The following is a 25,426-nucleotide window of genomic DNA, read 5'->3' on the forward strand; positions in this document are numbered from 1 at the left end:
CGACCTTGCTGGATGGTAGCCGCTTCAGTCGCCACTACCGGTGAGCGCCACCGACGCGCCGACACCGAGGATCAGCACCGCCCGCGCCGCCGACCGCTTCCAGCCTGCGGGGCGACCGCGCGAAACCTGCCGGCAGATCGGACGCCGGAACCCATCTTCCGAGTCTATGTGCACGCGCAACCCGAAATCGGGAGCTCGCAGCCGAATTCAGGAGCCGAGTTCGCCGGGCAGCTGGTGCGGATCGAGCAGCAGTCGTTTGGTCGTGGTGCGGCGCACCTTCTCGGCCAGCGCGAGGTTGTCGGTGAGTAGCCGCCACTCGACCTCGCTGATGGCGGCTCGGGCGCGGTCGATGACCGTGCCGTCCTTGGTGCCCCAGGCGATAGGCATGGCGCTCACCGACTGCCAGCGCTCGCCGACCTGCCGCGGCGCCCAGTCGGTGCGCACGGCCACCGAGGGCACCCGTTCTCCCGCCTTGGCCTCGTGGCCGGGTAATGCGCGGATTTTCCTGGTCACCAGGGCGTAGCGCGGACCGTTCTCCTCCGGCTTGGACACATCGACCAAGGCGAGCAGCACCACCCCGGAGGGGCGGGACTCCGAGATCACCGCGGGAACGAGCTCGCCGTCGGCGTAGAGCTTGTCGATGCTGGAATGCCTTGGCGTCCACAGCGCCACCCACAACGCGGTCACCGCGCCGAGCGTGAAGGCGACCGCGAGCAGATACGCCCAAGGATGGTCCAGCCAGATCAGGTAGGCCGTTCCGGTCGCCGCGATGATCGCGGCGCCGATCGCCATGATGCGCAGTCGACGCAGGTCGGCGAATACTTCGTTGACCGCGTGGGCATGTCCGCGGTCCACCGCGAATTCGAAGCGTCGCACGTCCTTATTCCTAGCACAGCTTGCGGAGGAATTGCCTCCACTTATCCGAGCGCGGGACCGAGCAAGTCGTCGGCATCCGTGATGCGGTAGGCATACCCCTGTTCGGCAAGAAAACGCTGACGGTGCGCGGCGTATTCGGCGTCGAGGGTGTCGCGCGCGACCACCGAGTAGAAATGAGCCTGGCCGCCGTCCTGCTTCGGGCGCAGCAACCGGCCGAGCCGCTGCGCCTCCTCCTGACGCGAGCCGAAGGTGCCTGAGACCTGCACGGCCACCGACGCTTCCGGCAAATCGATGGAGAAGTTCGCGACCTTGCTCACCACGAGCACCGGAATCTCGCCACGCCGGAATGCGTCGAAGAGTTCCTCGCGGTCTTTGGTTTTCGTCGAACCCTGGATCACCGGAGCGTTGAGCTCGGCGCCCAGCTCCTCCAGCTGCTCCAGGTAGGCGCCGATGACCAGACTCGGCGCGTCCCGGTGCTGAGCCAGGATCGATTCCACCACAGCGATTTTCGTGTGCGCGGTGGAGCAGAGCTTGTAACGCTCCTCTGGTTCGGCGGTCGCGTACGCCATTCGCTCGGCGTCGGTCAGCGTGACCCTGACCTCGATGCACTCGGCGGGGGCGATCCAGCCCTGGGCCTCGATGTCCTTCCACGGCGCGTCGTATCGCTTCGGGCCGATCAGCGAGAACACGTCGCCTTCGCGGCCGTCCTCGCGCACCAGGGTCGCGGTCAGGCCGAGCCGGCGGCGGGACTGCAGGTCCGCGGTCATCCGGAAGACCGGGGCGGGCAGCAGATGCACCTCGTCATAGATGACCAGGCCCCAGTCACGGCTGTCGAAGAGCTCCAGGTGCCTGTACTCGCCCTTGGTGCGGCGGGTGATCACCTGATAGGTGGCGATGGTGACCGGGCGGATCTCCTTGCGTTCGCCGGAGTACTCGCCGATCTCGTCCTCGGTCAACGAGGTGCGCGCGAGCAGTTCGCGCCGCCACTGTCTGCCCGCGACCGTGTTGGTGACCAGGATCAGCGTGGTCGCCTTCGCCTTCGCCATGGCCGCCGCGCCGACCATCGTCTTGCCCGCGCCGCAGGGCAGCACCACCACGCCGGAGCCGCCCGCCCAGAACGAGTCGGCGGCCATCTCCTGGTAGTCGCGCAGGTGCCACTTGTCGTCGGTGTAGTCGAGTTCGATCTCATGCGCCTCGCCGTCGACGTAGCCCGCGAGGTCCTCGGCGGGCCAGCCGATCTTCAGCAACATCTGCTTGATCCGACCGCGCTCGGACGGGTGCACCACCACCGTGTCGTCATCGATGCGCGTACCGAGCATCGGCGCGATCTTCTTGTGCCGGAGCACCTCCTCCAGCACCGCGCGATCCAGGCTGACCAGCGTCAGGCCGTGCGCGGGATGCTTGACCAGCTGCAACCTGCCGTATCGGGCCATCGTGTCCACAACATCGACAAGCAACGGCTGCGGCACCGCGTACCTGGAGAAACTGACCAGCGCGTCCACCACCTGCTCGGCGTCGTGTCCCGCCGCCCGCGCGTTCCACAGCGCCAGCGGCGTCACTCGGTAGGTATGCACGTGCTCCGGCGCCCGCTCCAACTCGGCGAACGGCGCGATGGCCTGCCGCGCCGCATCGGCCAACTCGTGGTCGACCTCCAGCAGCAGCGTCTTGTCACTCTGCACAATCAGTGGACCGTCGGTCACAGCCCCTCCTCATCTCGGCTCGCCGCCCATTCTCCCCGACCCGACCGACAACACCGCAGGTAACCGGCCATTCTCCGCCGTGAGCGGACTCGGCAGCGTCCGTATCCAACGCCGGAAGGTCCCGGTCTCTTCCCGTAGCCTGCGCAGACCGCTCACCAGGACCGTGGCCAGCAACCGCCAACTGGACCGCGACACCGCGGGATCGGGTGGGTGAAGATCGGTGGATGATCGAGATGGCGGCGCTGGTGGGGGTTGCGGGGGCGGCATTGGGGATGGTGCTCACGCCGGGGCCGAACATGATGTATCTGGTGTCGCGGACGGTGTCGCAGGGTCGGCGGGCGGGGTTGGTGTCATTGGGTGGGGTGGCGGCCGGATTCGGGGTGTATCTCGCGGCGGCGACCGCGGGAATCACGGCGGTGTTCGCGGTGGTGCCCGGGCTCTACCTGGGCGTGAAGCTGGCGGGTGCCGCTTATCTGGGGTGGCTTGCATGGCAGGCAGTGCGACCCGGCGGCGTTGCGGTGTTCGCGCCCGCGGTGCTGCCCGCCGACCCGGTGCGGCGATTGTTCGGTATGGGGTTGATCACCAATCTGCTGAACCCGAAGATCGCGATCATGTACATGGCGCTGATCCCGCAGTTCGTCACCCCGGAGCACGGCAGGGTGTGGCTGCAAAGCCTGTGCCTTGGCGCGGTGCAGATCGCGGTGGCGCTCACCGTGAACGGCCTGATCGTTCTCGGTGCGGGCGGCCTGGCCACCTTCCTCACCGGCCGCCCGCTCTGGCTGCGTGCCCAGCGCTACCTCATGGGCACCATGCTCGGCGCCATCGCCGTGCTCCTCGCCACCGGCCGCGCGCGGCCTACCCCCGCCTGACCCCGACGGGCGGCACACGGCGGAGAGGCCTCTCGGGCGTCTTACGAAGACTTGTGTCATTCGTCACACGAGTCAGCCGTGCCGGAGACGGCGCACCCCCTCGTCCAGCGTCTCGTCGCGCTTGCAGAAGGTGAAACGCACCAGGTGGTTCCACGCGCCGGTATCGTCGGCGAACGCGATGACGGGGACGGCCGCGACACCGAGCCGCTTCGGCAGCTCCCGACAGAACGCCAGACCGTCGAGGGCTCCGAGTGGGGTGATGTCGGCGCATACGAAATAGCCCCCCGCGCTGGCCTTCACGTCCAGCCCGGTGTCAGCGAGTGCGGCCGAAAGGCGAATCCGCTTCTCGGACAAGGTATCCCGCAGACCATCGACCCAACCCAGCTCATGATTGATCGCGTGCGCGACGGCCGGCTGAAAGGGGCCGCCCGCAACGAAGGTCAGGAATTGTTTCGCCGCCAGCACGCCGTCGATCAGATCGGCGGGACCGCATGCCCACCCGGTCTTCCATCCGGTGACGCTGAAAGTCTTCGCCGCACTGGACGCTACGATCGTCCGCTCGGCCATACCGGGCAGTGTGGCCAGGCTGATGTGCTCGGCGCCGTCGTAGACCAGGTGTTCGTATACCTCGTCGGTGAGCACCAGAATGTCGTGCTCGCAAGCGATGTCGGCGATCGCCTGCAGATCGGCGCGCCCGAGCACCGTGCCGGTCGGGTTGTGCGGCGAGTTGACGACGAGCATGCGGGTCGCCGGGGTGATCGCGGCGCGCAAGCTGTCCAAGTCGAGCACGAACCGGTCACCATCGGCGATCAGCCTGGCCGTGCGCCGTCGCGCACCGGCGAGGGCGACCGCGGCCGCATAGGAGTCGTAATACGGCTCGATCAGGACGACCTCCTGGCCGGGCTCGACCAGCCCGAGCACCGCGGCGCTGATCGCCTCTGTCGCACCGACGGTCACCAGCACCTGGGAGTCGGGGTCGTACTCGGTCCCGTAGCGACGGGCCCGGTCGTCGGCGATGGCCTTGCGCAGGACCGACATGCCGCGCCCGGGCGGGTACTGGTTCAGTCCGTCGGCGATGGCACGGCGGGCCACTTCGAGCATGCCCGCGGGACCATCGGTATCGGGAAATCCCTGGCCCAGATTGATCGCGTCGTGGCGAATGGCGAGCTCGGTCATTTCGGCGAAGATCGTGGAGGCGAAGGGCCGCAAGCGGGCAACGGTCGGGGATTGCGAGGGCATGTTCGGAGATTATCCCAGCGGCCGATATTGTTGCCATCAGATAGCGACTATCTATATTTCACATCTAAATCATGACCTCTACCTGCAAGTTTGCATGTTCCCCCAGCGAGAGCCAATCCCACCACGCCGCTGAGTGGTCTCCCGAACGTGGCGTGTGACGGCCTCCCACCCCACCTGGTTGCAATCCGGCCACCTCGGATGTCACCGGGGGTTCCTCCGGCAGGTGCGGCGCGAACTCGTCGCGGGCTGCGACCGGGTTCCTCGCCACCGGACTGGGTCTCGGCTCGACCGTGTACCCCACGGGCGGGTTCGTCCGCCGGGAACCGGTTCCCTGGTTCGTCCATGCTGTAGCCGTCGCTCCGTGGGGCGGCCGACGGGGCTCAACCGAGCCGAACTCCACCCAGCTTGGCGGGATTCGCGAGATCATAAGTACCCCAGACCAATCCATCCCGCACGGTGAAACCCATGATCCGGGTGGGATAACCGGCCCGACCATCCTCGGCGGGACGCCCGGTGACGACGAGGCCGAGCTGCCCGTTGACCGAGGCGAATTCGTAGACCGGCGACGGACCCTCGTTCAGCCCGTACTTGCGTACCAGCCCCAGGAAGAAGCGGGCGATCCGATCCGAGCCGTGCAGGATGTTCACTGCGGTGGCGGTCGTGCCGTTGGCGTCGCCGATCATCACCGATTCCGGGTGCAGCGCGGCGGCAACCGCGTTCACGTCACCGGCGCTCAGTGCGGCGAGGAAGCGTTGCACCGCGGCCTCGTGCTCGACGTCCGGTACCGGCGCGGGCGTGTGCGCCACTGCCTTGCGGGCACGCACCGCGAGCTGCCGTGCGGCGTCGGCTGAGATACCGAGAATGTCGGAGATCTCGTCGAACGGCACCGAAAGCCCATCGTGCAGCACGAAGGCCACCCGCTGCGGCGGCGTGAGACTGTCCAGCACGACCAGCGCCGCGAACCGGTACTCCTGCTTGCGGACCACGGCCTCCAGCGGGTCTGGTGCACTCGACGGCGTGCGCGCGGTGACCACAGGTTCCGGCAGCCACTGCCCCACATAGTTTTCTCTGCGGGCGGCCGCGCTGCGCAAACGGTCCAGGCAGATGCGGCTCACCACGGTGGTCAGCCAGGCCCGCAGATCCTCGATCTCGGACTGACGCGCACCGGCCAGCCGCAGCCAGCTCTCCTGCACGGCATCTTCGGCGTCGCTGACGCTGCCCGTCAGTCGATAGGCGACCGAGAGCAAATGCGCCCGATGTGATTCGAACAGGTCGGAAAGCAGCGCGGCAACCATCACCGCGCAGTCTACGGTCCGGCGAAGGAACGTTCCCACGCGGTATCACCGGTCGAGTGACAAACAAACCGGATGAACCCGCCGACCGATCCGTGACAGCATGACGCGATGGACCATCACGTGCTGTCGAACGGAACGGTCTGGTTGTCGGTGCCGACGGCAAACGACATCGACACGATCACCGAGTGCTGCCAGGAACCGTCCATCGGGGAATGGGTGACCATCCCGGTGCCCTACCAACGCGAGCACGCCGAAACCTTTCTGGAGGACATCGTCGGCCCGGGGTGGGCGGCCCGCAGCCCGACCTGGGCTGTGCGGCTCCACGCCGACGGGCCGGTCGTCGGCATGGTCGGCCTCGGCGAACAGGACGAGAGCGCGGCCGAGATCGGTTTCTGGCTCAGCCCGGCGCAGCGGTCCCGCGGCCTGATGACCCAAGCGGTGAATCTGGTGTGCGACTTCGGGTTCCGCGCCGATGGTTTGGCCCTGCAACGGATCAGCTGGCGCGCCTTCGTCGGCAACTACGCCTCGGCCGCGGTCGTGCGGCGGGCCGGATTCCGGTACGAGGGCACGGCACGACTGGGCAGCGTGCAGCGCGGCGTACGCCGCGACCACTGGCTCGCCGCCCGGCTGTCCACCGACCGTGTTTGATTTGCTGTGTTTTYGGCCGCGCGGGCGCGGCGGGTTCGCGGCCCCCTTATGGTTCGCGTCCGAGCGGCCGACGCTGGCGACTTCGTCGCGGACGCGTCGGCCGCTCGGACGCGAGCCGGGCCTGCGAACAGGTAATGCTCGGTCTCGCTTCGCTCGGAACTGGGGGCGGGCGGATGTGGTTGCGGTAGGAGGCGAGCACGTGTTTGGTTTGCAGCGCCGCGAGTTCACGGCCTCTCAGGGCCTGTGTCCGAGTGGGCGAGACTCGACGACTGGGTCGCATGCGCGCTTCGCCCACTCGGAGGTAAGCCGGCCAGCGAACGGCGGTTGTATGACTCTCACCCCGACGGTGTGAGGCGTATCGGGCCGTCCGTCGGCCGGGGTCAGTTCTCGCGCCGCCGCCGCACCGCGTCGGCCAGCCGCTCCAGCTGACGGGCGGTGGTGTCCCAGTCCAGACATGCGTCGGTGATGGACTGGCCGTAGGTCAGCTCGTCGGCGTGGCCGAGCGTGAGATCCTGTCGACCCGCTACCAGGAAGCTCTCCAGCATCACGCCGACCACGCCGGGCTTGCCCGCCGCCAGCCGCTCCGCGATATCGGTGACCACGTCGACCTGCTTGTTGTGGTCCTTGTTGCTGTTGCCGTGGCTGGCGTCGACGACCACCCGCTGTGGCAGCGCCGACTTGTCCAGCCGGACACACGCTTCGGCGACCGAAGCAGCGTCGTAGTTCGGGCCGCTGCTGCCGCCGCGCAGGATCACGTGGCAGTCCGGGTTGCCGGCGGTGCGGATCAGCGCGGAGCGACCGTCGAGGTCGGTGCCGGGGAACACATGCCTGGCCGCCGCGGCGCGCACGCCGTCCACCGCCACCTGGACGTCGCCGTCGGTGCCGTTCTTGATGCCGACCGGCATCGACAGCGCGCTGCTGAGCTGGCGGTGCACCTGGCTTGCCGCGGTACGGGCGCCGATCGCGCCGTAGGACACCAGATCCGCGATGTACTGCGGGGTGATCGGATCCAGGAACTCACAGGCCACCGGAAGCCCGAGCGCGGTGATGTCGACCAGCAGCTTGCGGCCGAAGCCGAGGCCGGTGTTGACGTCGAAGGAGCCGTCCAGATGCGGGTCGTTGATCAGGCCTTTCCAGCCCAGCGTAGTACGCGGCTTCTCGAAGTAGACCCGCATCACCACGTGCAACCGGTCATCGAACTCGGCGGCGAGCGCCGCCAGACGGCGCGCGTAGTCCAGCGCAGCGGCGGGGTCGTGCACAGAGCAGGGGCCGACGATCACCATGAGGCGGTCGTCGTCACCGTTCAGCACGTCGACGGTAGCCTTGCGTCCCGCGCGGACGGTGTCCGCGAGCGCATCCGTGATCGGGTGCACGCGACGCACCTCCGCGGGCGAGCGCAGCGGGCTGATACTCAGGGTGCGTTGATCATCCAGATCGGAATGCCGCGCGTCGACATCGGCTGCGGTTGTCATAGTCGTGGGTTCCTTATTCTCGGGGCCGACCCACGGACGTGAAACCCGTCGAGCCGGTCCATCGTCCGGCTCGGGGTGGAATGTCGTCAGCGCATGTGGTTGCCGCAGACCAACCCACCCAGGGCCGGCTTGCTAAACCAGAAATACACGCACTGCACGCCGAGCACGGTACCAAACCAGAACCAGGCGGTGAACGCATGGTGCCGGATCACACACCTGCCGAACACCGCCCACCGATTTACATAGTCGGAGACGAACCGCCACCGCGCACTACTAGCCTCGTCGAGGTGGGAACCTCAACCCCGTTTGCGGCCGAACAAACGCGGTCCGCAGGCGCGGAAGCGGGTGATCGAGGCGGCACTGGCCGATGCCGGGCTCGAGCCGTCGGATGTCGATGCGGCGGAGGCGCACGGCACCGGGACCACCTTGGGCGATCCGATCGAAGCCCAGGCGCTGATCGCCGCCTATGGGGAGGGTCGTGCGGGACAACCCCTGCGGATCGGCTCGATCAAGTCGAATATTGGCCACACCGTGGCCGCGGCAGGCCCACACCTTCAACACAACCCCATCGGCCCAACTCCCACTTCCGAGCGCAGCGAGACCGAGCATTCCCCGTTCGCGGCCCGGCTCGCGTCCGAGCGGCCGACGCGTCCGCGACGAAGTCGCCAGCGGCGGCCGCTCGGGCGCGAGCCATAAAGGGGCCGCGAACACGCAGCGCCGCAGGCGCTGCAAACAGGCTCAACCCCACTGGCCGGGCACGTAGTCTCCCGCCGGGGTACGCGCGATGACATTCATCCGGTTCCAGGCGTTGATCATCGCGATGGCGGCGATGAGCGCGGCGATCTGGTCCTCGTCGTAGTGCTTGCGCACTTCCTGCCATACCTCGTCGCTGACGGCGCGGCCGTCGCCGATCCGGGTGGCCTCTTCGGTGAGCGCCAGCGCGGCCCGCTCAGCCTCGGTGAAGATGGTTGCTTCGTGCCAGGCGGCGATCAGATTGAGTCGCACGGAGGTCTCGCCCGCGTGCGCGGCGTCCTTGGTGTGCATGTCGGTGCAGTAGCCGCAGCCGTTGATCTGGCTGGCGCGGATCTTCACGAGCTCGTAGGTGGCGGCGGGCAGGGTGGAGTCTGTGATCACCTTGGAGGCCATGGTGAGTCGCTTGACGAAGCTGCCGGCGACGGGGTTGGCGTAGAGGTTGATGCGGGATTCCATGATTTCCGTCCTTTGTCGTTCCCGTTGGGTTCACAAAGAGGACGGCGTGGTGCTGCGAAGTGTGACATCCCGGTTTGTGAACTGGATCACTGCGCCGACCGGACGAGATTCTGGCCGACCGGTTACTTCGTGAAGTCGTAGATGACGCCGGTCAGCTTCTCGGACAGTTCCCACAGCTCGCCCGCGACCTTTTCGTCCCTGGACTCCTTCGAGGAACCGGACGGGCCAGGGTATCCGCGCATGCCGCCCAGCCCGGTCGGGCCGTAGTAGCCGCCCGGCTGGATGTCAGTGGTCGCGGCGTACAGCGTCGGCAGCGCGCCCATCGCGGCGCTCTGCGCGAGCAGACGATTGCCCAGCCACATCACCTTGTCCTGGAACGACTCGGTGTGCGACTGCAGTTCGGTCGCGGCGTAGCCAGGGTGCGCGGCGACCGAGAGCTTTGTCGCACCCGCGGCGGTCAGCCTGCGCTGCAACTCGCGGGCGAACATGAGGTTGGCCAGCTTGGCCTGCGCGTAGGCGGCCCAGCGCTGGTATCTGCGCCGCTCCCAGTTGAGATCGTCCAGGTCGATCCTCCCCATCTGGTGCGCGCCGCTGGAGACCGTGACGATCCGGTCGGAGATCTTGTCCAGCAGCAGACCGGTCAGCGCGAAGTGGCCGAGATGGTTCGTGCCGATCTGCATTTCGAAACCATCGGCGGTGCGTGACTCGGGCAGGGCCATCACGCCGGCATTGTTGATCAGCACATCGGTCGGGTCGGCGCCCTCGGCGAACTCGCGCACCGAGGCCAGATCCGCCAGATCCAGTTTTCGCACCCGGACCCGCTCCCCCAGTTCCGCTGCCACCCGTTCCCCCTTGGCCACGTTCCGGCAGGCGAGCACGACCTCGGCCCCTGCCGTAGCCAGCGCACGCACTGTCGCGGCCCCCAAACCGCTGTTTCCCCCGGTGACGATGAATGTTCGCCCGTCCTGGTCGGACAGATTCGAGGTATCCCACCTGCTCATAGTGGCGAGTCTAATCCGCGTAGGCCCAGGATCCGTGGCGCTGCGTCCGGGCAAGATCGCGTCGCGTCCGATCACGGTGCGGCCGATGTCCCGATCAGCCGTGCGATCTGTTCCGTACCGCGGTCGCTGTGCTGGCCTCGTGTTCGGCGGCAGGCTTTGACAGTGAGATAGGGTTGCCTAACCTATACGCGGGACCCGGATCGTGCGGTCCCGAGCTCAGTTATCTGTGAGGCACACCGTGACTTCGACATCCACCACGTCATCCTGGCACCGCGACGGTTATGTCCCGTTTCCCGCGCAAACGGCGGCAGCGTACCGGGCCGCGGGGTATTGGGCAGGGCGACCGCTCGGTGATCTGTTGCGCGCCACCGCACGACAGCACCCACACCGGCCCGCACTGCTCGACGGTGACCGCAAGCACACCTACACCGAGGTCGACACCGCGGCGGATCGGATGGCCCACGGACTGCTCACGCTGGGTATCGCACCGGGCGACCGCGTGGTGGTCCAGCTGCCCAACGTACCGGAGTTCTTGACCGTCTTGTTCGGGCTGCTACGCGCCGGAATCATTCCCGTGCTGACGCTGCCCGCGCACCGGCGGTCCGAAATCGAGCATCTTGCGGCGCTTTCCGAGGCCGTCGGCTACATCGTGGCCGACCGGGCGGGCGGCTTCGACTACCGCGAGCTGGCCACGACCGTGCGGGCGGCCGTGCCCTCGCTGCGGCACGTCCTGGTGCTCGGCGAACCCGGCCCCCACACCGACCTGGCCTCGATCCCCCGCGACGGCGGCGACCTGCCCGAAGTCGATCCGAGCGACATCGCCCTGATGCTGGTCTCCGGCGGCACCACCGGCCTGCCGAAGCTGATCGCACGCACGCACGACGACTACGTCTACAACGCGACCGCGAGCGCCGAGGTATGCCTGCTGACCGAAAACGACGTCTACCTCGCGACACTGCCGGCCGCACACAACTTTCCACTGGCCTGCCCTGGCATCTTCGGCGCCGTCGGCGTCGGCGGTGCGGTCGCCTTCATCAGCGATCCGAGCCCGGAGAACGCGTTCGCCGCTATCGAGCGGCACCGAGTCACGGTTACCGCGGTGGTCCCGCCGCTAGCCCAGCTATGGTGCGCCGCAACTGGTTGGGAAGACGCCGACCTGAACTCACTGCGCCTACTCCAGGTGGGCGGGGCCCGCCTGGCGGAGATCAACGCCAAGGAGGTGACGCCCGCGCTCGGTGCCACACTGCAGCAGGTGTTGGGGATGGCAGAGGGCCTGCTCAACTACACCCGGCTGGACGACCCGGTCGAACTACTGCACACCACTCAGGGCAGGCCGCTGTCGCCGTCCGACGAGGTTCGTGTGGTGGATGCCGACGGCAACGACGTCGCGCCCGGCGCGGAGGGCGAGCTGGTCACCAAGGGCCCGTATACGATCCGCGGCTACTATCGCGCCCCCGAGCACAACGCCCGCGCGTTCACCCCGGACGGCTACTACCGCAGCGGCGACTTGGTCCGCCGCCTGCCCAGCGGTCACCTCGTGGTCTCCGGGCGGATCAAGGACGTGATCAACCGCGGCGGCGAGAACGTCTCCTGCGACGAGCTCGAGGAGCATCTGCTCGCCCATCCCGCGGTCCGACACGCCGCCGCCGTCGGCCTGCCCGACGCGGCGCTCGGCGAAAAGGTCTGCGCCGTCCTCGTTGTCGACGGCGAGATGCCGACCCTTGCCGAGATCAAGACCTTCCTCGCCGCGCGCGGACTGGCCCCCTACAAGCTGCCGGACGTGCTTCGCCGCACCGACAAGCTCCCCGTCACCGCGGTCGGCAAGATCGACAAGAAGGCGCTGCGCGCAGAGGGCTGACCGGCCAACCGGTGCGTCCGACGAAAACCCGGCGGGCAGCGCGCCAACGAAGCGCTGCCCGTTGTGGACCTATGCCCGTACGACGTAGGGCGCGATGCTGTCGAGCTTTTCGCAGGTCTCCTCGAACTCCCGTTCCGGCAGTGACTGACCGACGATGCCCGCGCCCGCGCGCAGCCAGGCGCCGTGGGTGTTCTGGTACACCGCGCGCAGCACGAGTGTCGCCTCCAGCGCACCGGTCGGCGAGACAATCACCACCGCGCCGGAATACAGGCCGCGCGGGTCGTGATCGAGCCGGAATACCGAATCGACACCCTCGCGCTTGGGAATGCCCGAGGCGGTGACGGACGGGAACAGCGCCTCGAGCGCATCCCAGCTGGACCGGTCGGCGGCGAGCCGCCCGCGCACGGTGGAGGCGAGGTGCTGCACGCTGCCGCGCTCGCGCACCGCCATGAAGTCCGACACCGCGGGCGTGCCGGGATCGGCGACGGAAGAGATCTCCGCGAGCGAGGTCTGCACCGAAATCGCGTGCTCCACAATCTCTTTCGGATCAGTGATCAGATCCGCCCGCGCGGCCGTGTCGATCGCGTCGCCGCGGCCGAAGGCACGGGTGCCCGCCAGCGGTTCGGTGGTCACCACCCGATCGTCGTCCACGGACGCGACAAGTTCGGGGCTGAAGCCCGCCGCCTCCAATCCGCCGAGCCGCAACAGGAACGACCGCGCCGGGGTGTTGTACGCGCGACCGAGTCGATAGGTCGCCGGGACGTCGACCGCAAACGGTAGATCGACCTTTCTGGACAGGATGACCTTCTGATACCGCTTGGCCTGGATCTCACCGACCGCCTCGGCCACCCGATCCTGATAGCCGGTCGGGTCGATGCGGACATCGACCGGATGCGCCTGCGGGAGTTCGGTGTTCTGCGACTGCGCGATCAGATCGTGGATGTTACCGGTCTCGGCGGGTGTCGCTCCGACGACCCGCACGCCGAATTCGCCGACCCGCACCTCGATACGCGGAATCATCAAACGCGCCAGCGCCGTTCCGGGGGCCAGGTGCCGTGTCGCGTCGAGGGTCCATGCGCAGAACTCGAATCCGATCCAGCCGTAGGCGTTTCGGCCGTCCAACGCCAGCGTGCCGAGCGCTCGGTCGATAACACCCGCCGGATTGCCTTCCCAACGACCGGAGGTCGTCCGCCCCGCCCAGGAGACCCGCAGCTCCTGCACATCCAGTTCGACACTGCCGATCGGGTCGGCGGCGAATACCCATTCGCCCGGACGCTCGTACATGACGTACTCACCGAACCGATCGGCGCCCGCCAACCGGGACATCGCTGCCGCCGGATCGGTCACATACTCAACCCGCAAACGCTCCGTGGTCGACAACGATCCTCCAAGGTTATCCTGCCTAACTTGTGGAGGTAAGGTTAGCATTACCTGGCTATCAACCGGGTGGCCTGCGGAGCGCAGACCGCGGCACGAACTATCAGTCCGTGTCCACCGCCAGTGCCGATCGCTCGACACTCAGCAAGCTCTCCGCACTGTGCTCGGCGTGATACGCTGCCCCGCCGCCGCGCAGTCCGAACAGCCGCTTGCTGTAGAGCAGCCAGACCACGGCGGCGATGTTGATCACCAGGGCGGCGACCCGTAGCGCGGTCACCTTCTCGGTCAGCTCGTAGATCTCCAACGGCAGGAAGAGACTGGTCGCGACGACGGCGAAATACTCTCCCCATCGCCGCACCAGCCACAAGCCGATCGCCTCGATCATCTGCAATCCCGCGTAGCCGAAGATACCGACCGCGATCCACAGCAAAGTCGTGTGCGACAGCGAGAACGCCTCATCGATCAGGTGCACGATCTTCGACTGGTCTATGTCCCAACCGATCTGGTCGGCGAACGGGCGCAGCAGCGGCAGGTCCCCGTCGAATGCGGCACGCATCGTCTGCCGTGACGACCGGAATTTCAGCACCGCCACCGCGGCGACCACCAGCAGCAGTCCGCGCAACATCCGCTCGATCGCGAGCGCGCGCATCAGCCAGCGATCGCGCAGCAGGCGCCCGCGCGGCACCTCGGGCGCATGGTCGGCGGGCCCGGAACCGACCGGCTCGCCGGGCACGAAGGTCCCGCAGCGCAGACACCGCCAGGCCGGCCCGGCCACCGTCTCGACCCGCAGCCGGTCGGCCAACTCCGGCTCATCCGGCTTATATGTGTAGTGGCCGTGCCAGCCACAGGAGCGCAACGCCCAGTCCATGTCCGCAGCCTAAACCGAACTCACCGTGCCGAGTGCCTGCGCGGAATCGACCCGGCGGGCTTGAATAGGGGGGAGCGTCACCTGCGGAGGGAAGAACACCGATGATCGATCACCGCGGCGGTTTGCCCGCGACAGCCCGGCACGGGGCCGCACCGCAATCGGTGGTGGCCCTGATCGACGCGGCGTCGGGGGTGGAACGCGAACTGGTCGGCGCGTGGCTCGCCGACGGCGGGATCACCAAGGAGTTCGGCACCGACGCGCCGGTGACCCAGCTCGACCTGGACGCGGGCGCGGTCACTACCCGCCTGGTCGGCAGGCGAGACGATCCGCTCGTGGTGCCGGTCCGTGTGCTGTGGCTGCCGCCGGAGCGCGACGGGGTCCGGCGCATCACCTTCGCCGACCTGGCCCTGATGACCAACCCGCGCAAGCCCAACCGGCTGGCGCAACGCAGGCTGCGCGCCAAGTCTCCGGACCGGCACGTCGTGCTGACCGGCGCACCAGCCTTGCTCAGCGAGCTGCGCGCGAACAACCCGGAGGCGTCGGCCCTGTTCGCCAAGGGCACCGCCGAGCCGTTCGCCCGTGCCATCGTGCGCGCGGCGGTGGTGGCGCTGGAGCGCGCCGAACGCACCATCATCGGCGACCGGTACAAGGTGCCTCAGCTGGTGGCCGAGGAGATCCTCGACTCGCCCGACTTCCTGCGCAGGCTCGAGCTGATCGCCGACCAGATCGGGGCAAGCCCGCACGAGGTGTACCGCCGCGCGGAAAAGGGGCTCAACGAGCTCGTCGCCGCGCAGAGCAGGCTTGTCTCCGACCTGTTCACCCAGGCGATGCGGCCGGTGCACGCGTCGACCTGGAAGGTGGACTCCGACCCGTCCGGACTGGCCGCGCTGCGCGATATCAACCGCCGCTTCCCGCTGGTGTTCCTTCCGTCGCACCGTTCCTACGTGGACGCGTTCGTGCTCGGCGACGTGCTGGCCCGCAACGATTTTCCACCGAACCACGTGATCGGCGGCGCGAACCTGAGCTTCTGGCCCATGGGCCCGATCGCCCGGCGCACCGGGACGGTGTTCATCCGGCGCAGTTTCGGCGACGACGAGGTCTATAAGGCCGTCGTCGAGGAGTATTTCGCCTACTTGCTGGCCAAACGCTTCAACCTGGAGTGGTACATGGAAGGCGGCCGCACCCGCACCGGCAAGCTGCGCCCACCGCGCTACGGCCTGCTGAACTACCTTGCCGCAGCGGTGCGGGCGAACCGGATCGACGACGTCATGCTGGTTCCGGTCTCGATCACCTACGAGCGGCTCAACGAACTGGGCGCCATCGTCACCGAGCAGGCAGGCGGCAAGAAGAAGCCGGAGGGGCTGACCTGGCTGGCCCGCTACATCCGCAGCCAGCAGCATTCTGCCGGGCACGTGTACGTGCGGTTCGGCGAGCCGCTGTCGGCCCGTGATCGCCTTGCCGCGTATGGCGATCCACTCACCAGCCCACCGCTGACCATCCCGCTGCACCAGACCGAACCGATCCCGCCGAGCCGCACCGAGGCCGGGACCGTCGACAGTGAACCGCCGGAGATCGCCGAGCTGGAGCGCAAAGCCGTGCAGCGGCTGGCCTTCGAGGTCGCGGTCGGGATCAACGCGGTCACCCCGGTCACGGTCAATGCTCTGGCCACCCTCGCGCTGCTCGGTGTGCACGAGCGCGCGCTCACCCTCGGCGAGGTGCGCACCGTGCTGGCACCGGTGCTCGGTTACATCGAGAAGCGCGATCTACCGCGCGGTGAGCTCGACGCCCTACGCGACGAGCAGAGCCTCGCCGTCGTGCTGGAACAGCTCTCGCTGGCCAAGGTCGTCACGGTGTACCGCGGCGGGCTGGAGCCGGTGTACTCGATCGAAGCGGGAGCGCACCTCGAGGCCGCCTTCTACCGCAACAGCGCCGTGCACTGGTTCGTCAACCGCGCCATCCTCGAGCTGTCCATCCTCGCCGCGGTCGAGAGCGGCGACACCGACGCGCTGAGCACCGGATGGGACGAGGCATTCCGGTTGCGCGACCTGCTCAAGTTCGAGTTCTTCTTCCCCGAGCGGGCCGAGTTCGCCGAACAGATGGTCGCGGAGATGCTGCTGGTCGACCCGGAGTGGCACACGCACAATCGCAGGGACACGCTCGGATCGGATATTCTGGCCAAGCTCACCGCCTCCGGATTCATGATGGCCCACCGCGTGCTGCGGTCCTTCATCGACGCGCAACTGGTGGTGGCCGAACGGCTTGCCGCCCGCGAGGCGGGCGAGGAGGTCGACCGCAAGGAGTTCATCGCCGAATGCGTGGCGGTCGGAAAGCAGATGATGCTGCAGCAGCGCCTGCACAGCCCGGAGTCGGTCTCCACCGAGCTGTTCACCAGCGCACTGAAGCTCGCCGACAACTACGGCTTGCTGGAAACCGCGTCGCAGGACACGGCGGCACACCGAGCGGAATCGGCGCACCGCAGAAGGGAGTTCGCCGAGCGCCTGCGAACCATCGGAACTCGGATCTCGCAGGCCGCCGCGCTGGACCCGTCCAACATGGACGCTCGATGAGAGCTCGTCGCGGACATTACCGCGGTGCCACGGGAGGTTCGACGACCGACGCGCGCGCTGACCTCGACGCCGCGGTCTCCGCGATCCGCTCCGGGCCGCAGGGCCCCGCCGTAGCCGCGGTTTTCGACTTCGGCGGCACGATCGTCGATGGGTTCGACCGGCAGCGACCGGTGCGCAGGCTGCTGCGTCGCCGTGGCCTCGCGAACGTGCTGGTCGGGGGTATCCGCAACGGTATGACCGACGGCGAGTACCGCCGGCACCTGCACCACCTCGAGCAGGTGCTGGCGGGGAGGTCCGAGCAGGAGCTCGACCAGCTGGGTACGGAGCTGTTCAAGCGCACCGTATACGGGCACCTGTATCCCGAAGCGTGGCGGCTGATCCGGACGCACCGAGCCGCCGGCCACACGGTTGTGCTGGTCAGCTCGCTGACCCGGTTCCAGGTGGCGCCAACGGCGGCGCAACTCGGCATCGAGCACGTGCTGTACACGCCGATGACCACCCGTGACGGCGTCCTCACCGGAAATCCCGATGGGAAAACGCTGTGGCGCAATGGCAAAGCCGAAGCATTCCGCGAGTTCGCCGCCGCTCACGAAGTGGACCTGGGACTCAGCTATGCCTATGCCGATGGGGCCGCCGACCTGCCGTTGTTGTCGTTGGTCGGTCATCCGGTGGCGGTCAACCCAGAAGACCAGCTTGCCGAGATCGCCGACCGGCAGCACTGGACATGGTTGTCGTTCCGGCCGCGCCGCGAGCCGCGGGCAAGCGACTACGCCCGCACCGCCGCGGGATTCGCCGGGCTGTTCGGCGGCGCGTTGTTCGGTGTCGCGGCGAAGTGGCCCAGCCGGGACCGCCAGCAGATGGCTGACGCGCTGATGGCGCACGCGGCGGGCAACACGCTGCGTATCGCGGGCGTCGACGTCCGAGTAACCGGTGCCGAGAACGCGAAATCGCCACGCCCCGCGGTGTTCCTGTTCAACCACCAGAGCCAATTCGACATCATCATCGTTCCCGAGGTGCTCGGCGGTGGCGTGACCGGCATCGGGAAGAAGGAGCTGACCAAGAATCCGGTGTTCGGGCCGCTCATGCGCTTCGTCGGGGTGACGTTCATCGATAGGTCGAACACCGCGCAAGCCAAGGTGGCGCTGCGTCCGGTGGTGGAGACCCTGCGCAGCGGGCTGTCGATCGCGGTGTCACCCGAGGGAACTCGCTCCTACAGCCCCGAGGTAGGACCTTTCAAGAAGGGCGCGTTCCACATAGCGATCCAGGCCGGGGTGCCGGTGATCCCGGTCGTGATTCGCAACGCGGGTGAGATCAGTTGGCGCAACGCGATGGTCGCCCGTCCCGGAACCGTGGACGTCGCGATCCTCGATCCCATCGACGTCAGCGAATGGGATCCCGACAACCTGGACGCCAAGGTGGCGGGCGTGCGGCAGCTGTTCATCGACACGCTGCTGGATTGGCCGAAGTGATCGCCAGGGAAGATCCACTGACCCGAAAACAGCCCAGGGCCCCGATCCAGCGAATGCGTGGCCCCCTGGCGTCGCGCTCAGACCGCGCGGCCGAACAGGAGCTTCCATGGCATCAGTGCCGACTCCAGCTGCACCTTGAGGCTCATCTTGGACGCACCGAGCGTGCGCTCCTCGAACCGGATCGGGACCTCCGCGATCGAGATCTTCTTCTTGATCGTGCGGTAGTTCATCTCGACCTGGAAGGAGTACCCGTTGCTGCGGATCGAGGAAACGTCGATGGCGCGCAGGGTGTCGGCCTTCCACGCCTTGAAGCCCGCGGTGGCGTCCTTGACGCCGAGGCGCAAGATCAGGTTCACATAGAAGTTGGCCCAGGCCGAGAGCGCCTTGCGATACCACTTCCAATCGGCGGCGGTCGAGCCGCCGGGCACATAGCGTGAGCCGAGCACGACGCCCGCGTCCGTGGTTCGCAACTTTTCCAGCATGGCCGGGATCACCTCGGCTGGATGCGACAGGTCGGCGTCCATCTGGATGACCACGTCCGCGCCCTCGTCCAGCGCCCGGGTGATACCTGCGATGTACGCGCGCCCGAGCCCGTCCTTCTCGGTCCGGTGCAGCACGCCGACCACGTTCGCCAGCTCGGCGGCCAGTTTGTCCGCCACCTCGCCGGTGCCGTCCGGCGAACTGTCGTCCACCACCAGCACGTGCAGGTCGGGCACCGGCAGCGCGGTCAGCCGCTCGACCGCAACCGGCAGATTCTCCCGCTCGTTGTAGGTCGGCACAACAACGGTAACCCTCAAGGGTCGCCCTCCCTGCTGATCCTGGTTTCCGCTCGCAGCCCACGCCAGGACCACCGAGCATTCGTCTGATTTCTGGAGAACCGTACTTGATGCACCTGACCGCGAGCTGAGCGGCCGCACCGCACGGGATACCCTGCGGCGCGCCGACCTGCGGCTCAAGATCAACTTCACCGCACCGGGGAACATCCCCGGGCGCCCCCGTCCCGACGGCACGACAGCCGCCGCCGAGACCGCTTCAGCGCGCCGGATTCACGTGGCGGAGTAGCGCGCGGACGTGAGATCCATTGCCGCAGACAGCAGCACCACCTAGTCCCCGTCCCGCCAGGCCCGATCCCGGGCGTCCTCCCGCTCGTTGCGCGCGTGTGCGATCTCCAGCGCCCGCTCGGCCGTCGCCTGGTCCGGATACGGCCCCATTCGATCACGGAACCAGCACTGCCGTCCTTGCTCGGCCCGATTGTGCTTCAAGCAGTAATACCAGCGCTCAGCCATGCCTCCAGCATCCCACCGGACACCGCGTCCGATTCACATTTTCTGTTCACCGGGTGCTGCCGCAACGACCGGAATTCCCACCAACCTACCAAAGGCTCGAGTAATGGATGGCCGCGTCGCAAACCAGAACCGCGCCGAAGAGGACGAACAGAACGCGCACCGATTTCGGGCCATATACGGCGAGAACGCGAACGACTTTTCGATAGACGCGCCGAGCCCGGGTCGTGCCCCGCACGGCGACCGCGAGAATCACCACCGGCGGCAGTAATGCGAGCGCGCAATAGGCGGCCACGATCAGCGGCCACAGCGCCGGCAATGGATTCCGCGCGGAGAGCATCGCCAGTCCGGCTAGATAAGGAACCGCCGTCGGGGCCTGCGCGATACCGATCGCCGCACCGATCAACGCGAGCGCCCACGGTTGCCGTCGCATAGTCGTCACCCATTCCGGGGCCGACGTCCGGCCGGTCATTCGAATGCTCGCGAGGGCGATCAGCACCACGCCGAGGCCGGCCGCACCCCAATACCGCGCCGTCGAGGTGATCTCGAGGTCCACCAGGTCGGTCAGAAAGCCGATTCCCAACACGGTACAGAGCCCGAACGCGGTGGTGACGGCGAAACCCCGGCCAGGAAGCTCAGTCCACCGACCAGCGGCGAGCGGCGGCTCAGCCTGCTGTCGTAGACGACGACCGTAGTGACACCGAGGAGCAGCACGTCGAGCGAGTCGAGAAAGGCGAACCCCGCGAGCGCGAGAAGAAGGGTCGGCATGGCGGCGCCAGCCTACCCACCCGCTGCGAGGCGACCGAGCACACAGCAACGAAGGACTGTGCATCGCTGTGGGATCCGCCACTCCTCGGGACGGTCTCAGCCGACCGGCCTGGACACCTCGAACAGAGTTTTCGCGCGCTCGGCGTCTTCGCCGTCGAGGAAGAGAGCGAGGCCGTGTGTGCCGGGGCGATGGACGGTGAAGGGGAGCGAGTAGGTCAAGCGCAGAGTGGAGAACTCGCGGGCGTCGGCCGGAGCGGGCCACTCGGAGGTGAATTCATGCACGGGCCCGCCCGAACCCCCGCCAGGCCGGATTTCGGCCATCCGGGATGTGACGGTCGAGTACTCGTAGGGCTTGGACGTCAGCGCGAGGACAACTCGCAGATCACCCTCAGCCGGGAACGATGCCACCGGCAGGGTGTCCATGGTGAAGTCGAAGACATCCAGCCGCCCCCGGTCGTTCCAGTCCGAGGTCTCAACCACGACGAACGCATTGACAGTGATCACGCTCCTACCGTAACCGCGTCCATCGCCCATTCCACTTCAGCACTGGGAGCAAACCCGCTGCGACACAGCAGCTGTCCAACCGACCGTGGACGGCGGCCGGAATCGTCGGTCACCCGCGGCCGCCCACCAGCGGACGTCGGCATGAAAAAACCCCTGACCGGGCGATACGTCAGGGGGATCGAGTGGCCAGGGCCGGGATCGAACCGGCGACCTTCCGCTTTTCAGGCGGACGCTCGTACCAACTGAGCTACCTGGCCGCAGGCACCTGAAGTGAATGCCATACGCGAAACGCCGGATTACTCCGGCGCTTACTTGCGACCCTGACGGGACTCGAACCCGCGACCTCCGCCGTGACAGGGCGGCGCGCTAACCAACTGCGCCACAGGGCCATGCTCTGCTACCAACGTTCCGAAAACCGTACCCCCTACGGGATTCGAACCCGCGCTACCGCCTTGAAAGGGCGGCGTCCTAGGCCGCTAGACGAAGGGGGCTCGTCCCGGATTCCTCCGGACCGGCTTTCAACGGCTGTCCGTTGGGAGCTGGGATAGCTTATGACAGACCGGACCAGATCCCCAAACCGGCTGGTCAAAGCCCCAAACTGAGCTCCTCCAGGCGGGCCTGGGTACGCCAGCCGGCACTGCGGAAATTCACCAGCCACTCCGAGGTGGCCATCGCCTCGATCACCACCTCGAGCGCCTCCTCGAACCGCGACCGCAGATCGACCGGACCGCTCATCAGGTCGACCATGTACCGCTGGCCGGCCAGTGCGGCGGCGAGCGTGCGGGTGAACCGGTCGGGATCGGCGTCGGCACGCAGTTGCCCGTGGTCGATGGCACGCACGGTGAGCACCCTCGTCGTGCGGCCGAGGATGCGCCCGCCGCCCGCCTGGACGTCACGGTAGAAATCCGGCTCGATGATCAACCGGTACTCGGCCTGCACGATGATGTCGTGTTCGAGCCGCAACGCGATCTCGTCGACCATCCCGTGCAGGATATCCAGCGGAGTGAGATCCGCTCGCGCAAGCCAACGCTCGGCGGAGACGCGGTAGCGTTCCACCGCGGTCTCCAGCACGGCGCGCGCAAGATCTTCCTTGGAATCGAAATGGAAGTACATGGCGCCCTTGGTGGCACGCGACCCTTCCAGTATGCGGTTGAGCGATGCAGCGGCATAGCCGCTCTTCCCGAACTCAACGGCGGCGGATCTGATAATCGCCGCGCGTGTCCGGCGGGCCCGCTCTTGCTGCCGTGCCATGCTCGAAACGCCTCCGAAGCCTACTCGCCGCCAAGTAGCCACCCCACAAAGGAACCGACCCTTGGCGCGAAGTTATGAGTTTTATCAATACTTCAAACCGGGTTTTCGCCCAGTTTCAAACTTTCGGTACGAAAACTTGCGAAAAACCTGAAACACACCAGCTGGTACAATTTTTCTGTCCGGGTGCGCCGCAGGGGGTGCGCACCCGGGCATTTCTTCGTCTCGGACCTGCCTCCTCCTGCGGCATCGAGTTCCGTCGAGCCGCAATCGGCCGGACCGACCGCAGCATCTTCGGGCACACCAACGATAAGCCGAATTCCGCATCGCCCAGCGTGTCGACGATTCTTCCGGAATTCACCAAGGCGTCACCGTACCCGGAAACCCGGTCCGACACGCGGCAAACCGACGAGTCGAGCAGCTGTCCCGCTCCGCTTTCTGTTACGGCAAATATTTCGCAATCGGATCCCCATGTCCGACGGCTGCGCGAATTCGCCAGCGGCCCAGTGACGTTCACCCGAGCCGACCGGCCAGCCGGCCGACCGACCACCGACAGCGCCTTGCTCGCCGACTCGCTCCGCCGGCCTCGCGCCAGAGGCCTTCACTTCCCGAAATTCCAAACACATTGCCAGCCAACATGATTGGATGATATCCAGATCCCGGCAAGATGAACAAAGTTGGGTGCCAAATGTTTACCGCCTGCATCGTCGCCCGCGCGCCCCGCGTTACCCCGGCACAGGCCCCTTCTCGGCACACGATCGGCGTCGAGCACGACGTCGATCGGATGCCTATCACGCCCCAGTCGACCGCACCCGCCGACATCGACTCCCCCGATCGCGACATCGGGGTGCCGATCACTGCACTGTTCCTCCGCGGTCCTATAACTCGTCAATCGAGCTACGGACTTTCACTCCAAGGGGTTGGAGCGCTTCTACCAGCGGAAACGCTAGATCGTGAGGCAGACACGGAGCCTATACACCCGCGGCCCCACCATCGAGATGAGTGCCCCCTGTAGGACTCGAACCTACGACCTAGTGATTAAAAGTCACCAGCTCTACCAACTGAGCTAAAGGGGCTCGGCTGGAAAGCATAGCCGACAGCGGCCGTGGGGCACGAACCGATCGGAGGGGGTCAGGCCGACATTGCACGTCCGCGGGTACACGCATGGGAACCAGTGAACAACGCGAGCTCGTTCCATCAGGTGGCGCGAATCGAAGCGGCATCTGCTCCCGGCGCATCAGCCGCGGGCGGGCATCCACTACCCGCGCTGAATCAGCTGGCTCATACCGCCAGAAGGCGCCCCCGTGTGCTTCGGGGCTGCCTCGTCCATGTCAGGACTCGCGACACCGATTGGATTGGAGAGCGAGGTTGTGTCGTCCACCGTGTACATCAGCATGCCGACTCTTCGAGGAAAGTCCGACTCAGCGGTCACCGTCCCCCAGAGCGTCGAGGTGTCGTCATCGCCCAGGACGGCCGAGTCGACCGAACAGGTCGGACCCCTCGGACGACTGGAAGATGGTCGACAAACAACTTCGGTAACGACGAGGGCACGGTGGTCGACACGCTCGCGCCGTCGAGGGCCCTGAGGCAACGATCTGATCGCAAGCTCGATGCCGATCAGGCCTCGTGTCATCTGCTCCACTACCTGGTCGACCAGGTGAGCGGAGGCGGCGGCACCCTTCGCCGCAGATCCGGTCCGCGGCCGGGCGGCATCGGCCGGCTCGGCGGCAGTGGCGGCACGAACGGCGGCGTCGGCCGGAGCGCTAGGGATGTGGCGCTGGCCGAGAACGCGGGCGGCACGCTCGGAAAGTGCTGGGTAGCGCGTTCGGAGGGAAGCGATGACGCGCCCGAGCGCGCGTTTCGTCCTCGCCCGCGCGATGGCCGAACATCTGTCCGTTCCGGCGCTGTGGGATGCGGCACGCCGGGCTAACACCCCTTCAGTCCGTGGCGATAGTCCCCTCGCGGCGGCCCGAAGCCATACACTCATGGGGATCGCAGAACGCCAGTAACGGTGGTACGACGTGCATCACCAGGGCATCAGTTGGCTAACAGATGCGTTTCGCATCACACCTACGGTGCCGTAAGGTATGGCCGCATCGGCATCGGTCTACCGTGGGGATGACCTGTAAGACCGGACGCACACACTGAAGGGTTCATACATGGCAAGGGATCTGACTCAACTCGAGCTTCTGACGGAGTTGGAGCCGGTTGCCGAAGAAAACGTCAACCGGCACCTCTCCTTGGCAAAGGAATGGCATCCGCACGACTACGTCCCTTGGGACGAAGGCCGCAATTTCTCCGCACTCGGGGGCATCGATTGGGATCCGGACCACTCCCGGCTGAATGAGGTCGCGAAGGCGGCCATGATCACCAACCTACTCACCGAGGACAACCTGCCGTCCTATCACCGGGAGATCGCCGAGAACTTCTCCCAGGACGGCGCTTGGGGCACCTGGGTGGGCCGTTGGACCGCCGAGGAGAATCGGCACGGCATTGTCATGCGGGACTACCTCGTCGTCACCCGCGGTGTCGACCCGGTCGCTCTCGAAGAAGCCCGGATGATCCATATGACCAACGGCTTCGCCTCCCCTGCCGAAGCCGATGCCGGATTCCTGCACTCTGTCGCGTACGTCACGTTCCAGGAGCTGGCCACCCGCGTCAGTCACCGCAACACCGGCAAGGTCTGCGACGATCCGATCGCCGACCGCATGCTGCAGCGTGTCGCAGCCGACGAAAACCTGCACATGATCTTCTACCGCAATATGTGCGGCGCCGCCCTCGACCTGTCGCCCGACCAAGCCATCGAGGCGATCACTCTGATCCTGGAGAACTTCCAGATGCCCGGCGCGGGTATGCCCAACTTCCGCCGCAACGGCGTGCTGATGGCCAAGCACGGCATCTACGATCTGCGCCAGCACCTGGAGGAAGTCGTCCAGCCGGTGCTGAAGAAGTGGAACATCTTCGAGCGCACCGACTTCACCCCGCGCGGTGAAGCGGTCCGGGAGCGGCTCGGCCTCTTCCTCGAGAAGCTGGGCAACGATGTGCTCAAGTTCGAGGAGCAGCGCGATCGCATGCTCGCCCGCGAAGCTGCCAAGCGCGAGCGCCAGATGGCGGTCAGCACCGTGGGCTGACCGCACACACCTGGCACAACTGCGCCGTCGTCCGGACCTCTGGA

The 25,426-nt window shown here is 67.0% G+C and carries 19 protein-coding genes, 4 tRNA genes and 2 pseudogenes; 7 read left to right on the plus strand and 18 right to left on the minus strand.

Translation table 11 applies throughout. The features are described from left to right. Nucleotides 1-207 precede the first annotated feature (207 nt). Nucleotides 208-876, minus strand: coding sequence for a DUF3239 domain-containing protein (locus AB4Z47_RS08190; protein ID WP_441949218.1), 669 nt, complete (start codon nucleotides 874-876; stop codon nucleotides 208-210). A gap of 41 nt (nucleotides 877-917) precedes the next feature. Further along, nucleotides 918-2,576 (minus strand): DNA repair helicase XPB, encoded by a 1,659-nt coding sequence (locus AB4Z47_RS08195; protein WP_441949219.1) that lies wholly within the window; start codon nucleotides 2,574-2,576, stop codon nucleotides 918-920. A 224-nt stretch (nucleotides 2,577-2,800) separates the two neighbouring features. Here AB4Z47_RS08195 and AB4Z47_RS08200 point away from each other — a divergent pair, with 224 nt between their 5' ends. Next, on the plus strand, nucleotides 2,801-3,445 hold the full coding sequence (locus AB4Z47_RS08200; protein WP_441949220.1) for a LysE family translocator: 645 nt from the start codon (nucleotides 2,801-2,803) through the stop codon (nucleotides 3,443-3,445). A gap of 72 nt (nucleotides 3,446-3,517) precedes the next feature. Here AB4Z47_RS08200 and AB4Z47_RS08205 read toward each other — a convergent pair whose 3' ends face one another. Together AB4Z47_RS08205 and AB4Z47_RS08210 are read right to left on the minus strand one after the other, a co-directional pair. Next, a complete protein-coding gene (locus AB4Z47_RS08205) occupies nucleotides 3,518-4,684 on the minus strand; it encodes a pyridoxal phosphate-dependent aminotransferase (RefSeq protein ID WP_441949221.1) in 1,167 nt (388 codons plus the stop codon). 380 nt (nucleotides 4,685-5,064) lie between these two features. Continuing rightward, nucleotides 5,065-5,979: a sigma-70 family RNA polymerase sigma factor gene (locus tag AB4Z47_RS08210; RefSeq protein ID WP_441949223.1), complete on the minus strand. Its 915-nt coding sequence runs from the start codon at nucleotides 5,977-5,979 to the stop codon at nucleotides 5,065-5,067. A 108-nt stretch (nucleotides 5,980-6,087) separates the two neighbouring features. Here AB4Z47_RS08210 and AB4Z47_RS08215 point away from each other — a divergent pair, with 108 nt between their 5' ends. Beyond that, nucleotides 6,088-6,627 carry a GNAT family N-acetyltransferase gene (locus AB4Z47_RS08215; RefSeq protein ID WP_441949225.1) on the plus strand — a complete coding sequence of 180 codons (540 nt, stop codon included), beginning with the start codon at nucleotides 6,088-6,090 and terminating at the stop codon, nucleotides 6,625-6,627. A 380-nt stretch (nucleotides 6,628-7,007) separates the two neighbouring features. Here the strand turns inward: AB4Z47_RS08215 and AB4Z47_RS08220 are convergent, their stop codons facing one another. Then, nucleotides 7,008-8,099 (minus strand): 3-deoxy-7-phosphoheptulonate synthase, encoded by a 1,092-nt coding sequence (locus tag AB4Z47_RS08220; protein WP_441949227.1) that lies wholly within the window; start codon nucleotides 8,097-8,099, stop codon nucleotides 7,008-7,010. A gap of 333 nt (nucleotides 8,100-8,432) precedes the next feature. Between AB4Z47_RS08220 and AB4Z47_RS08225 the strand changes: the two are divergent. Continuing rightward, a pseudogene (locus AB4Z47_RS08225) lies at nucleotides 8,433-8,645 on the plus strand (hypothetical protein); the annotation flags it as partial. Between the two features lie 192 nt (nucleotides 8,646-8,837). Here AB4Z47_RS08225 and AB4Z47_RS08230 read toward each other — a convergent pair. After that, nucleotides 8,838-9,308 carry a carboxymuconolactone decarboxylase family protein gene (locus tag AB4Z47_RS08230; RefSeq protein WP_441949228.1) on the minus strand — a complete coding sequence of 157 codons (471 nt, stop codon included), beginning with the start codon at nucleotides 9,306-9,308 and terminating at the stop codon, nucleotides 8,838-8,840. A gap of 122 nt (nucleotides 9,309-9,430) precedes the next feature. Next, a complete protein-coding gene (locus AB4Z47_RS08235) occupies nucleotides 9,431-10,309 on the minus strand; it encodes an oxidoreductase (RefSeq protein ID WP_441949230.1) in 879 nt (292 codons plus the stop codon). 238 nt (nucleotides 10,310-10,547) lie between these two features. On the opposite strand from AB4Z47_RS08235, the gene AB4Z47_RS08240 reads away from it, so the two are divergent. Next, nucleotides 10,548-12,167: a (2,3-dihydroxybenzoyl)adenylate synthase gene (locus AB4Z47_RS08240; RefSeq protein ID WP_441949232.1), complete on the plus strand. Its 1,620-nt coding sequence runs from the start codon at nucleotides 10,548-10,550 to the stop codon at nucleotides 12,165-12,167. A 69-nt stretch (nucleotides 12,168-12,236) separates the two neighbouring features. Here AB4Z47_RS08240 and AB4Z47_RS08245 read toward each other — a convergent pair whose 3' ends face one another. Next, complete coding sequence (locus AB4Z47_RS08245; RefSeq protein ID WP_441949233.1) at nucleotides 12,237-13,547, minus strand: salicylate synthase; 1,311 nt, start codon at nucleotides 13,545-13,547, stop codon at nucleotides 12,237-12,239. Between the two features lie 100 nt (nucleotides 13,548-13,647). Beyond that, nucleotides 13,648-14,412, minus strand: a complete 765-nt coding sequence (locus AB4Z47_RS08250; protein ID WP_441949235.1) for a DUF2127 domain-containing protein — start codon at nucleotides 14,410-14,412, stop codon at nucleotides 13,648-13,650. Between the two features lie 101 nt (nucleotides 14,413-14,513). On the opposite strand from AB4Z47_RS08250, the gene AB4Z47_RS08255 reads away from it, so the two are divergent. Together AB4Z47_RS08255 and AB4Z47_RS08260 are read left to right on the plus strand one after the other, a co-directional pair. Then, complete coding sequence (locus AB4Z47_RS08255) at nucleotides 14,514-16,979, plus strand: glycerol-3-phosphate 1-O-acyltransferase (RefSeq protein ID WP_441949237.1); 2,466 nt, start codon at nucleotides 14,514-14,516, stop codon at nucleotides 16,977-16,979. Beyond that, entirely contained in the window at nucleotides 16,976-18,448 is a 1,473-nt protein-coding gene (locus tag AB4Z47_RS08260; RefSeq protein ID WP_441949239.1) for an HAD-IB family hydrolase, read from the plus strand. The genes AB4Z47_RS08255 and AB4Z47_RS08260 overlap by 4 nt, the downstream gene beginning before the upstream one ends. 77 nt (nucleotides 18,449-18,525) lie before the next feature. Here the strand turns inward: AB4Z47_RS08260 and AB4Z47_RS08265 are convergent, their stop codons facing one another. The 9 genes and pseudogenes from AB4Z47_RS08265 to AB4Z47_RS08305 form a co-directional block, all read right to left on the minus strand. Next, nucleotides 18,526-19,245, minus strand: coding sequence for a polyprenol monophosphomannose synthase (locus AB4Z47_RS08265; protein WP_441949240.1), 720 nt, complete (start codon nucleotides 19,243-19,245; stop codon nucleotides 18,526-18,528). Nucleotides 19,246-19,551: 306 nt separating this feature from the next. After that, nucleotides 19,552-19,734 carry a hypothetical protein gene (locus tag AB4Z47_RS08270; protein ID WP_357263132.1) on the minus strand — a complete coding sequence of 61 codons (183 nt, stop codon included), beginning with the start codon at nucleotides 19,732-19,734 and terminating at the stop codon, nucleotides 19,552-19,554. 85 nt (nucleotides 19,735-19,819) lie between these two features. After that, nucleotides 19,820-20,499: pseudogene (locus tag AB4Z47_RS08275) on the minus strand (GAP family protein). Nucleotides 20,500-20,595: 96 nt separating this feature from the next. Further along, nucleotides 20,596-21,003 (minus strand): hypothetical protein, encoded by a 408-nt coding sequence (locus AB4Z47_RS08280; protein ID WP_441949242.1) that lies wholly within the window; start codon nucleotides 21,001-21,003, stop codon nucleotides 20,596-20,598. 183 nt (nucleotides 21,004-21,186) lie between these two features. Continuing rightward, a tRNA-Phe gene (locus AB4Z47_RS08285) sits at nucleotides 21,187-21,260 on the minus strand. Nucleotides 21,261-21,318: 58 nt separating this feature from the next. Further along, nucleotides 21,319-21,392, minus strand: a tRNA-Asp gene (locus AB4Z47_RS08290). A 29-nt stretch (nucleotides 21,393-21,421) separates the two neighbouring features. Beyond that, nucleotides 21,422-21,494, minus strand: a tRNA-Glu gene (locus AB4Z47_RS08295). Nucleotides 21,495-21,588: 94 nt separating this feature from the next. Then, complete coding sequence (locus AB4Z47_RS08300) at nucleotides 21,589-22,254, minus strand: TetR family transcriptional regulator (protein WP_441949244.1); 666 nt, start codon at nucleotides 22,252-22,254, stop codon at nucleotides 21,589-21,591. A gap of 1,000 nt (nucleotides 22,255-23,254) precedes the next feature. Continuing rightward, nucleotides 23,255-23,327, minus strand: a tRNA-Lys gene (locus AB4Z47_RS08305). A 1,083-nt stretch (nucleotides 23,328-24,410) separates the two neighbouring features. Here AB4Z47_RS08305 and AB4Z47_RS08310 point away from each other — a divergent pair. Then, on the plus strand, nucleotides 24,411-25,382 hold the full coding sequence (locus AB4Z47_RS08310; protein WP_441949245.1) for an acyl-ACP desaturase: 972 nt from the start codon (nucleotides 24,411-24,413) through the stop codon (nucleotides 25,380-25,382). The last annotated feature ends 44 nt before the right edge of the window (nucleotides 25,383-25,426 follow it).

Source organism: Nocardia sp. 2TAF39 (assembly GCF_052114905.1).
In the GTDB taxonomy this organism is placed as follows: domain Bacteria; phylum Actinomycetota; class Actinomycetes; order Mycobacteriales; family Mycobacteriaceae; genus Nocardia.

What these genes read in the sequence shown, in the direction of transcription:
- AB4Z47_RS08255 (WP_441949237.1), top strand. Translation starts at nt 14,514, where the DNA reads ATGATCGATCACCGCGGCGGTTTGCCCGCGACAGCCCGGCACGGGGCC.
- AB4Z47_RS08250 (WP_441949235.1), bottom strand. Translation starts at nt 14,412, where the DNA reads ATGGACTGGGCGTTGCGCTCCTGTGGCTGGCACGGCCACTACACATAT.
- AB4Z47_RS08200 (WP_441949220.1), top strand. Translation starts at nt 2,801, where the DNA reads ATGATCGAGATGGCGGCGCTGGTGGGGGTTGCGGGGGCGGCATTGGGG.
- AB4Z47_RS08205 (WP_441949221.1), bottom strand. Translation starts at nt 4,684, where the DNA reads ATGCCCTCGCAATCCCCGACCGTTGCCCGCTTGCGGCCCTTCGCCTCC.
- AB4Z47_RS08210 (WP_441949223.1), bottom strand. Translation starts at nt 5,979, where the DNA reads ATGGTTGCCGCGCTGCTTTCCGACCTGTTCGAATCACATCGGGCGCAT.
- AB4Z47_RS08235 (WP_441949230.1), bottom strand. Translation starts at nt 10,309, where the DNA reads ATGAGCAGGTGGGATACCTCGAATCTGTCCGACCAGGACGGGCGAACA.
- AB4Z47_RS08300 (WP_441949244.1), bottom strand. Translation starts at nt 22,254, where the DNA reads ATGGCACGGCAGCAAGAGCGGGCCCGCCGGACACGCGCGGCGATTATC.
- AB4Z47_RS08270 (WP_357263132.1), bottom strand. Translation starts at nt 19,734, where the DNA reads ATGGCTGAGCGCTGGTATTACTGCTTGAAGCACAATCGGGCCGAGCAA.
- AB4Z47_RS08230 (WP_441949228.1), bottom strand. Translation starts at nt 9,308, where the DNA reads ATGGAATCCCGCATCAACCTCTACGCCAACCCCGTCGCCGGCAGCTTC.
- AB4Z47_RS08260 (WP_441949239.1), top strand. Translation starts at nt 16,976, where the DNA reads ATGAGAGCTCGTCGCGGACATTACCGCGGTGCCACGGGAGGTTCGACG.
- AB4Z47_RS08310 (WP_441949245.1), top strand. Translation starts at nt 24,411, where the DNA reads ATGGCAAGGGATCTGACTCAACTCGAGCTTCTGACGGAGTTGGAGCCG.
- AB4Z47_RS08220 (WP_441949227.1), bottom strand. Translation starts at nt 8,099, where the DNA reads ATGACAACCGCAGCCGATGTCGACGCGCGGCATTCCGATCTGGATGAT.
- AB4Z47_RS08215 (WP_441949225.1), top strand. Translation starts at nt 6,088, where the DNA reads ATGGACCATCACGTGCTGTCGAACGGAACGGTCTGGTTGTCGGTGCCG.